The sequence below is a fragment of the Blautia segnis genome, assembly GCF_014287535.1.
Taxonomy (GTDB): Bacteria; Bacillota; Clostridia; order Lachnospirales; family Lachnospiraceae; genus Blautia_A; species Blautia_A acetigignens.
Genome location: NZ_JACOOT010000010.1, coordinates 62,978 through 76,853, shown reverse-complemented (window position 1 = coordinate 76,853; position 13,876 = coordinate 62,978). Strand labels below are relative to the sequence as shown.

The 13,876-nt window shown below is 39.0% G+C and carries 10 protein-coding genes and 3 pseudogenes; 6 read left to right on the top strand and 7 right to left on the bottom strand.

Going from position 1 to position 13,876, the window contains the following annotated elements; translation table 11 throughout:
• Window positions 1–218: 218 nt before the first annotated feature.
• Window positions 219–2,366: a CRISPR-associated helicase Cas3' gene (gene cas3 / locus H8S54_RS04380; protein WP_186901045.1), complete on the bottom strand. Its 2,148-nt coding sequence runs from the start codon at window positions 2,364–2,366 to the stop codon at window positions 219–221.
• A 276-nt stretch (window positions 2,367–2,642) separates the two neighbouring features.
• Here cas3 and H8S54_RS18135 point away from each other — a divergent pair.
• The 3 genes and pseudogenes from H8S54_RS18135 to H8S54_RS04370 form a co-directional block, all read left to right on the top strand.
• A pseudogene (locus H8S54_RS18135) lies at window positions 2,643–3,032 on the top strand (FtsX-like permease family protein); the annotation flags it as partial.
• Window positions 3,033–3,147: 115 nt separating this feature from the next.
• On the top strand, window positions 3,148–3,312 hold the full coding sequence (locus H8S54_RS18130; RefSeq protein ID WP_243176641.1) for a hypothetical protein: 165 nt from the start codon (window positions 3,148–3,150) through the stop codon (window positions 3,310–3,312).
• A 107-nt stretch (window positions 3,313–3,419) separates the two neighbouring features.
• Entirely contained in the window at window positions 3,420–5,222 is a 1,803-nt protein-coding gene (locus H8S54_RS04370) for a diguanylate cyclase domain-containing protein (RefSeq protein WP_186901004.1), read from the top strand.
• An 81-nt stretch (window positions 5,223–5,303) separates the two neighbouring features.
• Here H8S54_RS04370 and H8S54_RS04365 read toward each other — a convergent pair whose 3' ends face one another.
• Window positions 5,304–5,774, bottom strand: a complete 471-nt coding sequence (locus H8S54_RS04365) for a GNAT family N-acetyltransferase (protein WP_186901003.1) — start codon at window positions 5,772–5,774, stop codon at window positions 5,304–5,306.
• 321 nt (window positions 5,775–6,095) lie between these two features.
• Between H8S54_RS04365 and H8S54_RS04360 the strand changes: the two genes are divergently transcribed.
• Window positions 6,096–7,787 (top strand): carbon starvation CstA family protein, encoded by a 1,692-nt coding sequence (locus H8S54_RS04360; protein WP_117852393.1) that lies wholly within the window; start codon window positions 6,096–6,098, stop codon window positions 7,785–7,787.
• A gap of 52 nt (window positions 7,788–7,839) precedes the next feature.
• Here H8S54_RS04360 and H8S54_RS04355 read toward each other — a convergent pair whose 3' ends face one another.
• Both H8S54_RS04355 and H8S54_RS18795 read right to left on the bottom strand, forming a co-directional pair.
• Window positions 7,840–7,992 (bottom strand): hypothetical protein, encoded by a 153-nt coding sequence (locus tag H8S54_RS04355; RefSeq protein ID WP_021924475.1) that lies wholly within the window; start codon window positions 7,990–7,992, stop codon window positions 7,840–7,842.
• Window positions 7,989–8,099 (bottom strand): annotated as a pseudogene (locus tag H8S54_RS18795) (DUF6783 domain-containing protein); the annotation flags it as partial. The pseudogene H8S54_RS18795 and the gene H8S54_RS04355, both read right to left, overlap by 4 nt.
• Here H8S54_RS18795 and H8S54_RS18790 point away from each other — a divergent pair.
• A pseudogene (locus tag H8S54_RS18790) lies at window positions 8,049–8,243 on the top strand (DUF6783 domain-containing protein). The pseudogenes H8S54_RS18795 and H8S54_RS18790 sit on opposite strands and share 51 nt — an antisense overlap.
• Before the next feature lie 216 nt (window positions 8,244–8,459).
• Here the strand turns inward: H8S54_RS18790 and H8S54_RS04350 are convergent.
• Window positions 8,460–10,451 (bottom strand): glycoside hydrolase family 31 protein, encoded by a 1,992-nt coding sequence (locus H8S54_RS04350; protein WP_186901002.1) that lies wholly within the window; start codon window positions 10,449–10,451, stop codon window positions 8,460–8,462.
• 279 nt (window positions 10,452–10,730) lie between these two features.
• On the opposite strand from H8S54_RS04350, the gene H8S54_RS04345 reads away from it, so the two are divergent.
• Window positions 10,731–11,753 (top strand): LacI family DNA-binding transcriptional regulator, encoded by a 1,023-nt coding sequence (locus H8S54_RS04345; protein ID WP_186901001.1) that lies wholly within the window; start codon window positions 10,731–10,733, stop codon window positions 11,751–11,753.
• A gap of 70 nt (window positions 11,754–11,823) precedes the next feature.
• Here the strand turns inward: H8S54_RS04345 and H8S54_RS04340 are convergent, their stop codons facing one another.
• A complete protein-coding gene (locus H8S54_RS04340; protein ID WP_117852384.1) occupies window positions 11,824–13,260 on the bottom strand; it encodes a DUF4367 domain-containing protein in 1,437 nt (478 codons plus the stop codon).
• Entirely contained in the window at window positions 13,257–13,742 is a 486-nt protein-coding gene (locus H8S54_RS04335; RefSeq protein WP_173766775.1) for an RNA polymerase sigma factor, read from the bottom strand. The genes H8S54_RS04340 and H8S54_RS04335 overlap by 4 nt, the downstream gene beginning before the upstream one ends.
• Window positions 13,743–13,876: the final 134 nt, after the last annotated feature.

Sequence of the window (13,876 nt, the reverse complement as noted above, 5' to 3'; positions counted from 1 at the left end):
GCTATTTCTTAATCTCACTATACTACACTTCTACATATTAATCAATGCTTTTCGTGTTTGTTATATAAAATTTTAATGAAGATATAAAAAATACAATTGTAAAAACAAATTAATTCATGTATACTTAAGCTTGTCTGGGGAACCAGTGGATTGAAATATTAATATTTTTTTTAAAGCAAACAGGGTGTATGAATTTTTTTCATACACCCCATTTAATATTACATCATCAACACATCATCCACTGAAAAATCCAATCCCCACTCATCAGAATACTGTTTTTGCGACACCAGTTCATAAAAATCCTGCATATCTTCTGAGATTGGCCGAAGCATTCCGTTACTGTACAGCTTATCAAATAAACTGTTTTCGTTCCTTTCATCTCCATAAATCTGAACACAATATTGACCGGCTTCTCGAAGTCTTTCTTTCGATGCTCCCTTTGTTTTCAATTCGTTCAATAATTCTTCTGCTTTTAATTCTTTGTTGATATAAATCATCTTTGTGTTTTCTTCAATAAGCTTAAACTCTTTTGCTACTTTTGAAAAATTAAACCGCATCTGTTTAAATTCGCCCATGATGTTTTTCTTATCCAGGCTGGTTCCGCGATAATGATAAAGACGTTTAAAATAATCAGAAATCCCTGTCAAGTCATCTACTTTTTCATAGTCTTGTATAACAGATGCTGCTGTTTCAATCTGCAATTTTTGATTTGTCACTTTCTTTTCGTCAATGAAATCAAAAATATAAACTTTACTTTTCGCTAAGTCCTTCTTTCCATTCCTGTTGCACCTTCCGGCTGCCTGAATCAGAGAATCCAATCCTGCAATCTGCCTGTAAACAATGTCAAAATCCAAGTCTACACCAGCTTCTACCAGACTGGTTGAAACAACAATACATTTTTCATTATTATCCAGTCGCTCCCGAATTAATTTCAATACTCTTTTTCTATGTTTTGGATACATGTTTGTGGATAAATGATATATATTTTTTCTTTCTTCCCGCAGCTTTTTGTACAGCTCCTGTGCGGCTTTTTTCGTATTCACAATGCAAAGTATACTTTGATCTCCCTGCATTCGCATGATCAGTTCGTCTTGAGAAATTTTTCCTATTTTTTCATAAGTAACTCGCTCAAAGAAACGAAATTGTTCTTCCACACATGGACATAATTCTATCATTTTATCTTTGGATGAGAAAAACATTTCAAGCGCAGGCTGTGTTGCAGTACACAAAACAATACTTGAGGCATAATTATCGACTAATTCCTGTAAAACAGAAATACAAGGTTTTAAATAATCCATCGGCAGCATTTGTGCTTCATCAAAAATTACAACACTGTTTGCAATGTTATGGATTTTCCTGCATTTTGATGATTTGTTTCCAAATAAAGATTCAAAGAACTGCACATTTGTTGTCACAACTACAGGTTTATCCCAATTTTCACTTGCAAGCTGCATTGGATAAAATTCTTCTGAATCTTTATATTCTACATTGCAATGATTTTCCAATACATTTTCTGCACCAAGAATTTCCCGAAACACCTGGGCATTCTGTTCAATTATACTCGTATAAGGAATCACATAAATAATCCGATCCATCTGATGCTTCACTGCATGTCTTAATGCAAAGGCCAGAGAAGCAATCGTCTTCCCTCCTCCGGTTGGAACTGTCAGGCGATAAATTCCCTTTTCTCGCTTCCCCATTTCCATACAGTGAGCTAAAATCTCTGTTCTTCTTCCATTGATACTTTCCAGTTCAGCATTGCTTAACCAAGGCTCAATATATTGTTCTAATTTTTCCTCCAGAATCTGCATTGTTTTTCCCGCAACACGGCCAGTATTTTCATTTTTCATAAAAGCTTCCGTATCCAAAAAATCGGCATCTACCAAGCATGAATATAACATCCTTACAAAAACACTTAATGAAAAATCAAGATTCTTTGTTGGGTCAAACACAATTGGATCCGTATGAAGCTGTGGAATTTCTATTTCCTTTTCATAATTTTTAAAATCACAGATTTTTTTATTATATCTTCCACATAAGCTATTGCCTATTGCAGTGTTTCCATAGTCTGGAAGTCCGGCATGATGTCCGGCAATACAGTAACTTAAAATAGAATAGTAACCGCCTTTTTCATTGCAGACTTTCGCACCTGCAGTTGAATGATCTACTCTTTCACCTGTATCATTTCGAATTTTTCTTTGAAACTCTTTGGAATATTTCCCAAGGTCATGTAACATTCCACAACAATAACCCCATTCCTTCTTCCCAAATCTTTCCGCAAAAAATCCTGCTAATTCAGCTGTACCATATAAGTGTTCTTTTACTGTCTGTACTCTTTCATTATCTTTATGCGCTATATACTCCATGGTAACAACACCTCGTTTCATCCGGGACAATTTCTTCTGCCTTTGCCAGTACCGCAATTCCTGCCGGTATTGCAATTACAGTCAGTAAAATTATTTTTAATCCAATAATTTTCCTTCACGATACGACCATTCCAGATAGTCTGGATTTTGATAATATAAATCTGTATTAAAATTCGATATTTCATCACTAATAAAAGAAGAAATATTCCATAATCAATGTCATTCAGTTAAGTTCAGATTAGCGAAATAAAGTATATCACATCTTCAAAAACATAGGAAGCCTTTGTCCCACGCTATCAGAATCAGGCAATCAACTTTACCGGGGAAGATATGGGAAGTGACAAAGCTATGATGATCGTGCTTCTTTATATTGTCATAGTAATTATGGCTTTTGTCTTTAGAATTACAATCAGCAATACGATTCGAAAGGAAGCAGGTGTGATCGGAACACTGCGCGCATCCGGCTATACAAAGGGTGAACTTATCAGGCATTATATGACACTTCCTGTGATCATTACCCTGTTCGGAGCATTGATCGGAAATATTCTGGGATACACCGTAATGAAGAATGTGTGTGCCTCTATGTATTATGGAAGCTATAGCCTGCCGACTTATGTGACAATATGGAATGCAGACGCTTTTTGGATGACAACCCTTGTACCGATAGCAAAATGGCGAAATCAGCAGATTATACATCTGGTCAACATCGGTCGTGGTAGTTCTCTGGCTTTTATTAAGTTTTCCCATTGAAAAAGCAGTCATGGAGATTCTATTTAGGGAAATGATGCTGACAAGTGTTTCAGGATGGATTGCACTTTGGATCGATCCAAAGATTTATCTGGAAATGTTCGTAATAGGTATAGGAACTTATGCAGCTGTGTCACTTCTTGAATACCGCAGAATCCGTAAAATTCCAATGGATGAAGCTCTGAAAAATGTAGAATGACCCCAAAAAATATTTTATTTTTTACGAAAATTTTATTCCATTTTTTAATTTCTATGCTATAATGCTTTGTTATCAAAGTATACGGTGTATAACACGAGGTGAAGTAAGTGAAGAAAAAAACACTTGTGCCTTTTATCGTTTTTTTGCTGGGCATATGTCTTATCAGTTTCATTGTATACAAAACAAATGCCCATGAGGAAGAACAAAAACACACAACGGCACAATTAAATGCAACTACTTATGGTGAACGTATAAAAAATGAAATTACAAATGGAATGGAAATTACGGATGTTCTGAAACAGATTTTGATCAGTGAAGATGGAGAGCTTAATCAGTTTGATACGGTTGCAAAGAATATTATGTCTGACTCCATTGAAAGTATTCAGCTCGCTCCCAATGGTGTTGTGACAGATATTTATCCTGCCGAAGGAAATGAGGCAGGTAAGATTGACCTGCTCCATGATAAAGACCGCCAAGAAATTTCCTGTTATGCCAGAGATAACCATACCCTGATCACACAATGTCCCTTCGAGTTGAAGCAAGGTGGCTATGGACTTGCTGTCCGTAATCCGGTTTATCTGAAGGATGACAATGGTCAGGAATATTTCTGGGGGTTTACTATTGTTATTTTACGTGTTCCAGATATTTTTTCGGACTCGATCAGTGCACTCTCAGACTTTGGCTATGAATATAAGCTTTCAAAAACAGTCGCTCCCTGGGATAACACTTATGAAGTTGTTTATCAGTCAGATGGCTCAATAATTCATCCTGTTTCTTATGATTTTACAATAGGTGAGGAAAACTGGAAATTTGAGGTAATGCCTGAAGGTGGATGGCAAAATACTGCATTTATAGCTTTAACCAGCGGATTTTTTGCCTCTATTGTCTTACTTCTGTCAGGTCTTACCAGGGTATGGTTAGTATCTAAGGAAAACAAAAACAAATTTCAAATACTGGCACACATAGATTCTCTTACAAATATTTACAACCGCTATGGATTTGATGAATTAGCAGAGAAGATGATTTCAGAAAATCCCAAAGCGCATTTCATAGCCGCATTCCTTGATATAGATGACTTTAAATTAATTAATGATATCTATGGACATGCCTATGGAGACAAAGCATTAAAGAGTCTGGCCGATAGTATGAAAGCATTTTTTCCATCTGATGCGTTGCTGGGCAGAAACGGCGGTGATGAATTTTGCATTCTTCTGCAAAACAATGCCTGTGAAGCCGCTGCGAAGCAGCTTCAGCAATTTACCAGGATTCCAAAGACATTCTCATGCAATGGGCAAGAACATCCATTTTATATTTCTCTTGGATATGCGGAATATCCGGACTTTGCATCAAACTGTTTACAGCTCATGCGCTGTGCAGATGCGGCACTTTATGAAGTTAAGCTCCATGGAAAAAATGGATGTATGGCATACAAAGAAGGACTTCAATCAAGAGTTCGCAAGCAGCTTGGATTTGCACTTAAGGATATCTCTGAACACCTTCCGGGTGCATTTATTATTTACAAAGCGGATAAAAAAGAGGATGAGCTTTTCTATGCAAACCATGAGTTTCTCCATATGACCGGATATAAAGATATGGAAGAACTTTTTAGGCTTACAAAGAGAAGCTTCCGCAACCTGATCCGGGAAGATGAACGACAGCAGATCGAAGCAAGCATCTGGGAGCAGATTGATAATGGCAATGAAAATGACTATATTCATTTTCATCTTCGGAAAGCTGACGGATCCTATCTTTCTGTGCTTGACCATGGCAGAATCGTAGAGAATCAACAATACGGCAGAGTATTTTATGTAATGTTTATGGACTGGAAAGACATGCACATTCATTACAGCGATAAATTTTCTTACAACGATAAATTTTCAAAGCGAACAGCAGGAAATATCACAAATTGAAATAAAGTCGGTACAGGATATGAAAATCCCGCACCGACTTTATTTGTTATGTTTTGATTTATCAATGCCTTTTTTTGCAATTTATAAAATATATTCCATCTGTTTTTCTTTTGTTTTCATTCCCATCTTTTCATAGAATTTTTCTGCTGAAATATTTCCTGTCCATACATTCAAGGTTACTTCATAGCATCCCTTTTGCTTTGCCTCATTTTTTACATGTTCGAATAATCTTTCACCGATATGCTGTCCTCGTGCTTGTTGGTCCACACACAGGTCATCTATAAAAAGGGATTTAAACGGCACCATATTATTTGAAAAAGGTTGTTCCCGTAATTGACAAAATGCATATCCTACACAAATATCAGCTTCATTGGCGGCAACATATATTGGATTTTTTTCGTTTTTTAAAAGCTCAGTCAGTTCGTCTACTGTATATTTTGTAGTGCCGGGAATAAAAATATCAGGTCTTATGTCTGCATGAATCTGCAGCACCTGTCCCAACAGTTCAATAATTCTCGGAATATCTTTTTCTTCTGCTTTTCTGATGATCATTTTTTTTGCTCCTCCTAATCTCTTCCAAAAACAATTTTGCCTTCGTTTTTAATTCCTTATTTTAATCCCATTTCTGCTATTTCACAACCAAAACTCAAATCTGTTCGTTTCCATTTTTTCTCTTAATTCTTTTCATCGAAAAATCGCACAAAAACATTAGCATAAAATTGTTTAGTATATACAAAACACTTCTTGATTTTTTATAAAAAAAGTAGTAAAACATTAGATAATTAATAGAGAAAATTCTTCCTTTGTTATCACTTAGATGACAGGGGTGTTTTTAATATATTCCATATTCAAAGAAAGACGAGGAGAAAGATTATGAGTGGAATTATGATGATGGTGATTGCCATTGTAGTTCTGGGAGGCGCATATCTTCTGTATGGCCGCTATCTGCAGAACAAATGGGGAATTGATCCAAAAGCAAAAACTCCGGCATATGAGATGGAGGACGGAGTTGATTATGTACCTGCAGATACTAATGTTGTATTTGGACATCAGTTTGCCTCAATTGCAGGTGCAGGCCCGATCAACGGACCTATCCAGGCTGCAATTTTTGGTTGGCTTCCGGTTATGCTGTGGATTCTGATTGGCGGAGTATTTTTTGGCGCAGTTCAGGATTTTGCTTCCATGTATGCATCTGTAAAGAACAAAGGACGTACAATCGGATATATTATCGAAGCATATATTGGAAAATTAGGGAAAAAATTATTCCTTTTATTCTGCTGGTTATTCTGTATTCTGGTTGTTGCAGCATTTGCAGACGTAGTAGCCGGAACCTTTAATGGATTTGCCGCAAACGACGCAGGCGAAGTTACAAAGGTAGCCGCAAACGGAGCTGTCGCAACTACCTCCATGTTATTCATAATAGAAGCTGTTGGACTTGGATTTTTCCTGAAATACACAAGATTCAATAAATGGATCAATACAGCATTTGCGATTGTATTACTGGTAGCCGCAATTGCACTGGGACTTAAATTCCCGATGTATATAAGTCTTGGAACCTGGCACCTTATTATATTTGCATACATCCTGGTAGCCAGTGTTGCACCTGTATGGGCATTGCTTCAGCCACGTGATTATCTGAACAGTTATCTGCTTATTTTTATGATTGTGGGTGCGGTAATTGGTGTATTTGTTGCTAATCCTTCCTGTAATCTAAAAGCTTTTACAAGCTTTAATGTTGATGGACAGTATATGTTTCCGATTCTATTCGTAACCATTGCCTGTGGTGCGGTTTCTGGGTTCCATTCCCTGGTATCCTCAGGTACTGCATCCAAACAGATAAAAAATGAAAAGAACATGCTCCCTGTTTCATTTGGCGCAATGCTCATGGAAAGCATGCTTGCCATCATCGCACTGATTGCAGTAGCATCTTTTGCAGATGGTGAGGCGGCAGCACAGGGACTGACAACCCAGCCGCAGATTTTTGCAGGTGCGATTGCAAATTTCCTTTCTGTGATTGGTTTGTCCCATTCATTAGTATTTACATTAATTAACCTTGCTGTATCTGCATTTGCACTGACATCACTTGACTCTGTAGCACGAGTAGGACGCCTCTCTTTCCAGGAGTTTTTCCTTGATTCTGATACAGATGAAGAAAATATGAACCCGTTTTTAAAGGTGATGACTAATAAATATTTTGCAACGATTATCACACTTGTACTGGCCTATCTGCTTACAAAAGTGGGTTACGCAGAAATCTGGCCATTGTTTGGTTCTGCAAACCAGCTGTTATCTGTGCTTGCGCTTGTAGCCTGTGCAGTATTTTTAAAGAAGACAAAACGTCAGGGCTGGATGCTCTGGGTTCCAATGGTATTCATGATGGCAGTAACCTTTACAGCACTTGGCATGACAATTGTAAAGCTTTCCAAGGCATTTGTTACCACCGGTCTTGATCTTGGAAATTCTTTACAGCTGATATTTGCAGTCCTGCTGTTAATACTTGGCGTACTGGTAGCAATCCAGGGTATTAAAAAGCTTTTGGAAAAACCAGAGGTTAAAAAGCAGTAAAATCAGTAAAATCAGCATAGACTGACAGATTTCTTCAAACAAACCGCTGCAGCTATTTGCAGCGGTTTGTTTTCATTCCCCAGAATATGGCATTCATGATAATCACAATCAGCAGCACAGCAGCCATAGATACCCAGAATCCCATATTGAGTCCGAGCCATTCACAGGTTCCAAAAAGTGTCATCCATAATTCTTTCCAATTCATTCTTTCCACCTCCTAGAGCGTGTTTGAAAAAGGCTTTCTGCAAGATGTGCGTCACAATTTGTGGGAGATTTTGTCCGGATGAGAGCGCCGTAGCGGGCTACGGCAACTGAATTCGGGCAAAATATACCGCAAAGTGGGGCGTGCAGATTGTGGGAATGATTTTTCAAACACGCTCTAGAGCAGTTCGCCATAATAGCGGACATATGCTTTTTTCAAGCTTGTTGCCAGCAGATTGCATCTGCAGTAGATGAAACCAGTGAGTTCACAATGTATATTCATGAGCAGGTCATTTCAGGAGCGCTCTTAACGTAGACGAGATCCACTGTCTACGAAGACTTAACATCGAAGGCTCTCCTGAGATGTTTAGTCGTAGTTGGCAGTTAGCTCGGCGAAGTGTTGCGACGACCTGCGATGAATATACATTGCGAACTCACGTCCTGGTAACAACTGCTTCACTAAGCACCTGCTTATTTTGTTAATTTCCTGTAATTCTCCGGGTTTTCATATTCCTTATGGATTCCATCATCCTCGTACAGAAGATAGCTGCTGCCATCATAGCCAAGAAGCTGCAGCTTTGCTGTGTCAATGTCCTTTACGCACTGGGCGGCTTCAGCAACAGGGATACATTTGTGATTGCGGATAAAGAGAGGAACCTCATTTAATGCAATGTCTACATAATGAACACCTTTTTGCAGAACCTCTTCCGAAATAGTTCCATCGGCAAGGAATTTTACAAACTTCATTTCCTCAGGCAGATATACGTATCGTCCTCTTGCATTCTGCTGGTAAACAGGAGCGATCATAATCTCGTTTCCAAGAATCAGCTGATCCTCTATCCGGACCGCCATCTTGTCATCCGGGTAAACGAAGCCAAGAGGTTTAAAATACATATCATCATTTAATGCAGCCTTCATGTACTCACTGTACAGATACGGTACCAGGCGGTATCTGACATTTACAACATTGCGAAAATCCTCAATATCCTCAAACTGGTAGCATTCCTGCTCTCTTGTTCCAAGAGCTGCATGGTTTCGCATAAGAGGCGTAAACACACCAAGTGCCATATGGCGAAGCACCAGATCTCTGGTTGTATCTGCACCAAATCCTCCAAGATCCGCACCTGTATACAAAAAGCCGCACATATTCAAAGACGGAAGCATTTTCAGGTTCAGAAGAATATGTGACCACCAGGACTTGTTATCTCCCATCCAGATTCCACCGTAGCGGTGCATTCCGATATAGGAGGATCTGGAAAACATCAGGAAGCGCTTTTGCGGATCAATACGCCGGAAGGCTTCTCCGGCTGCTCTTGTCATGTTATAGCCGAAGAGATTGTGTACCTTATCATGACGGATCTTTTCACCATTTACATTGTGATAAAATCTACAGTAATCCTCTGAATTATTGGCAATCCCGTTTAGTTTGCCCTGCATTTCCCAGACATGAATCCTGCCATCCTGATCCTGTGCAAATTCTCCAGCAAGCTTTTTTGCCTCTGCCAGCCCCTCAGAGGAATAGAAAATAGCCGGCTCGTTCATGTCGTTCCAGAAGCCTTCGATGCCCTGGTCAATAAGAATACGGTATTTGTCCCCGAACCACCTTCTGGCATCCTGATTCAGAACATCTGGAAAATGGGTATCCCCAGGCCATACTGCTGCAACGAAGTCACTTCCGTCCTCTCTCTGACAGAAGTAACGGTTTTCTACACCTTCCTCGTAAACATCATAGCCCTTTTCAACCTTCACACCGGCATCAATGATAGGGATCAGATAAAGATCCTGTTCTTTCATTTCTTTTACAAATGCAGGAAAATCCGGGAAATTCTCCGGGTTTACGGTAAAGTCCTTATAAGCATCCATATAATCAATATCCATATAGATCATGTCTAATGGGATATGATTCTCACGGTACCCTGCTGCCACCTTGCGAAAATCTTCCATTGTCGTGTAGCCCCATCTGCTCTGACCGAAACCAAAAGCAAATTTCGGAGGAATGTAGCTGCGTCCGATTACATGGCGAAACTGCTTCACAATATCATAGGCAGACTCCCCTTCAAGCACATATACATCCAGGTCAGCCGCTCCACAGGAAACCTTTAAGGTATCCATTCTGGTGTATCCGATGTCAAAGGTAATTGCTGATGGATAATCGAAAAACAGACCAAATGTAGTTTTACCGCTTATAATAATAAAGTTATGCGCGCCATACAAAGAGCGCTTGTCTTCCGTATGATTGGGCTCATCTGTACAATTGCTGATATAACAATATCCTCTTTTGTTGATTCCGCGGTTCGCTTCTCCAAGCCCATAGACGATATCATCCTCATCCATTATATATGTAAAATCAAAGCCATTGTCCAGACTGACTTTTCCGTAGGGAAATTCTCCATTCGCGCTGTCAATGCTCTTAGTCAAGGCCTCTGTATCAAACGGCGTGCCATATCGGTATTTTCTGATCATCTCATTCTTCCTTTCATCTGGCTTCAGAACAAATTCTGCAGACCCTTACTTCATGGGGTCATAACAGTAATTTATCTGAAATCGCAGGCTATCTATAATTTTCACTAAGTTATGTACATAACTTATGTAAAATAAACATATCATCATGTTTGTCATTCGTCAATAGGTTATGTATATAACCTACTTAATGTATAATAGAATATTTTTGTTTTTGTGTACTTTTGACAAGCGCCAAAAGCTTTGCTATAATTTGATAAATCAATTATAGGAAGTATTTTTATGACAACAATCAAAGATATTGCAAATCGTGCTGGAGTAAGTACTACTACAGTATCAAATGTAATTCATGGAAAGACAAAGAAGGTTTCTCCTGCTACAATAGAATTAATTGAAAAGTTGATTCAAGAAATGGGATATGTGCAGAAATTAGGACTGAACGTATTAAATAACACCAGCTCCAGAATGATTGCTCTGGTCATACATGCACATAGAAAATATGAAAATTCTATAATATCTGATCCATTTTATGGGAAAATCATCGGATTTATTGAAGAAAAGCTGCAAATGCAGGGATATTATATCATGCTGTATTCCACAGATGATGTAAATAAAGTTTTCCACACTGTAATGGCATGGAATATTGATGGTGTTGTTGCCTTATCCTTTTCTCGAAATGACTGCAATAAGATCTGGTCTCTGATTCACAAGCCAGTTATTTCTATTGATGCCTATGGAAGCTCTCAGGGCAGCACTTTCGTAACTAATATTGGTTTGGATGATTTCACCGGCGGTTCCCGTATGATCGAATATATTCTGGGATGTGGCTATCATGATATCTTTGTCTGTGCAACCAGTGATTATGGTATTGATCAGACACGCTGGAACGGGGCAAGAGAAATGTTTGCCAGGCTTACAGAAAAAAACAGCAGCAAAAAAATCCGTTTTATCAATATCGGAGAAACCACTCTCACCAGAGAAAGCTTCTATCAGCAATTAATACGACGGATTCCTTTTCCTCAAAAAACTGCGGTCTTTTTTCTGTCTGATTTTTATGCAATAGAGGCTATCAGTTATCTTGCCACCAGAGGTGTTTGCATTCCTGCAGATATTGGAATTGCGGGATTTGACGATATTACATATGCCCGTCTTACAGTTCCAAGGCTTACTACCATTCACCAGGACATGGAGAAAAAAGCTGAGCTGGCTGTTTCAGAGCTTTTAAAAGCAATTGAAAATCCAGCTGCATATACAGGGAAAGAGGCTCTTCTGGATGTAATACTGATAGCCCGCGACTCCATATAGAAGATACCAGGGGCAAAAGGTCAAAAAGCCGATGCCGGACTATTATAAAATCCGGCACCAGCTTTATGATTTAGAAGGAAACCAGTCCTCCCTTTAGCATTGAATCTGTAAATTCAACAAAGCCGCCATCTGAATTCAGATTCAGATACAGGTTATCCAGGTCCGTTTCATCCACGATCCATGCCATCACCACCTGAACGGATTCTCCCGGGGCCAATGCTCCAATATAATTGCCGCCGTTTCCATAATCTTCCACCGCACTGCAATATGTCATGGAGCCTGTTTTTGCCACGCCATCTTCCATGTAATAATCGTAGCCATCACCAGGCTCTTCAGATGGGAGATAAATCCTGTACGAACCGTTTTCATGTTTGATTGTCACCAGGCTGCCATGATATAAAATATTTCTCATTTCAGCATCTGTATTGTTGGTATAGGTAACCTGTGCATAAACCAGCTTCTGATTTACAGCTGCTTCGTCTACAACTTTGTCCAATGTATTTTCTCCGTCACCGGATTTAACATAAGATAAATGGTTCTGTTTGAGCTTGCCATCACCTGTAACAGCCGTTTTCCATTCTTCCGGAATGTCTGCTCCCTCAAGTACGCTAAGGTTATCCAAAACCTGAATGCTGTCTGCACAAACCGAAATCCCATCGGAAATATCCGTATTTCCTTCTGTATCCTCATACATTGCTTCTAACGCCATGGTATCCCCAATGCCATTTATGGTGATCTGATCCTCCGCAACTTTGTTTCTGATTTCGCCTGTATCTGCCACAGGATTTACCATATCACTCCAGGTTTGCAGTCCCTTTGTTTCAATTAGGTCTTCTTTCTCTGTGATGGTCATATTTTCAGCAAATTTAATGGCATCTTCCTTTGTAACATCATCGCCAAAGTAAATAGTGAATACCCGATATTCTTCCGGATAAAACAGATATATCCGTTTATCAAAGGATTTGTCCTGTTTCAGGTCCAACAGCTTCACATATACGCCCTCATGTTCACCAAAGGTCAGTTCTTCGCTTTCAATAACCCCTTTATCGATCCATGTCTTGCCCAGATCATCCTGATCTATAAGCACAGAGGATATGGAAATACCGCCCAGGTATGGTGTGTCCGAATAACTTAGCTTGTAGTCATCCATCCATTCCATTCCCTCAGGAATATATCCGGCTGAAATTTCTATATCTTTTATTTCTTTGGGAAGCTTTGTCTTCTTTGCGCCTTCGTCCACATTAATTCCTGTGGCAACACTATATTCCCCCCTATGCTCCAAATACATGTAATACAGCTTGGTTCCTGCATAGGCTGCCGCAGATGTTCCCATTATACAAATTAACGCAACAGCTGCAGCATGTCCCATTTTCCATTTATATTTGTGTCTCTTTTTCATTGGAACCATATTCGTTATTTTTGTCTGTCTTGCAACCTCTTCCTGTATCATATTGTGAATAAAATCCGGTGTTTCCGGCAAATCATTTTTTAATCCGTCTAATCTCATGCAAATATCTCCTCTAATTGAACGACTTTTTTTAGTTTTTCCCTGGCTCTTGCAAGTCTCTTTTGTACCGCGCCTTCTGATATGTCAAGAATCTGTGCAACCTCTTTTACACTGAATTCTTCCATGTAGTACAAAATAACCGGTACTCTCAGTTCTTCCTTAAGGGTATTGACTGCTTTATAAAGCTCGCTGTAGTCATAATGTTCCTCGTGACAGGTCAGATTTTCAACATAGGACTCATCTAACTGCTCACTCATTTTCTTTTGCCTCGCAATGTTATAGCATTCGTTGATCAGTATTCGTATCAGCCATGTTTTTGCGTAACGATCCTTTTTTAATGTATGAATTTTTGTAAATGCTTTTACAATTGATTCCTGTATTGCATCGGCACAATCCTGATCATCCGCAAGGATTGTTTTTGCAGTTGCATATAGTTGTCGTTCTGAAGAAAGAATCAACTGTCCAAGTTCTTCTTTTGTCAATTCGTTACCACCTTTCATGCCGGCCAGCTTTTTTATTTACATAGATTAGACGGATAAAAACCAAAAATATCCCTGATTTCAGAAAAAAAATCCCCTTAAGCAGATTTTGGTTATTTACCTTGTCTGCTTAAGGG

Bases quoted from the DNA above. Each gene is read 5' to 3' on its own strand.
- cas3 (WP_186901045.1), bottom strand. From the start codon at position 2,366: ATGGAGTATATAGCGCATAAAGATAATGAAAGAGTACAGACAGTAAAA.
- H8S54_RS18130 (WP_243176641.1), top strand. From the start codon at position 3,148: ATGATGCTGACAAGTGTTTCAGGATGGATTGCACTTTGGATCGATCCA.
- H8S54_RS04365 (WP_186901003.1), bottom strand. From the start codon at position 5,774: ATGATCATCAGAAAAGCAGAAGAAAAAGATATTCCGAGAATTATTGAA.
- H8S54_RS04360 (WP_117852393.1), top strand. From the start codon at position 6,096: ATGAGTGGAATTATGATGATGGTGATTGCCATTGTAGTTCTGGGAGGC.
- H8S54_RS04355 (WP_021924475.1), bottom strand. From the start codon at position 7,992: ATGAATTGGAAAGAATTATGGATGACACTTTTTGGAACCTGTGAATGG.
- H8S54_RS04350 (WP_186901002.1), bottom strand. From the start codon at position 10,451: ATGATCAGAAAATACCGATATGGCACGCCGTTTGATACAGAGGCCTTG.
- H8S54_RS04345 (WP_186901001.1), top strand. From the start codon at position 10,731: ATGACAACAATCAAAGATATTGCAAATCGTGCTGGAGTAAGTACTACT.
- H8S54_RS04340 (WP_117852384.1), bottom strand. From the start codon at position 13,260: ATGAGATTAGACGGATTAAAAAATGATTTGCCGGAAACACCGGATTTT.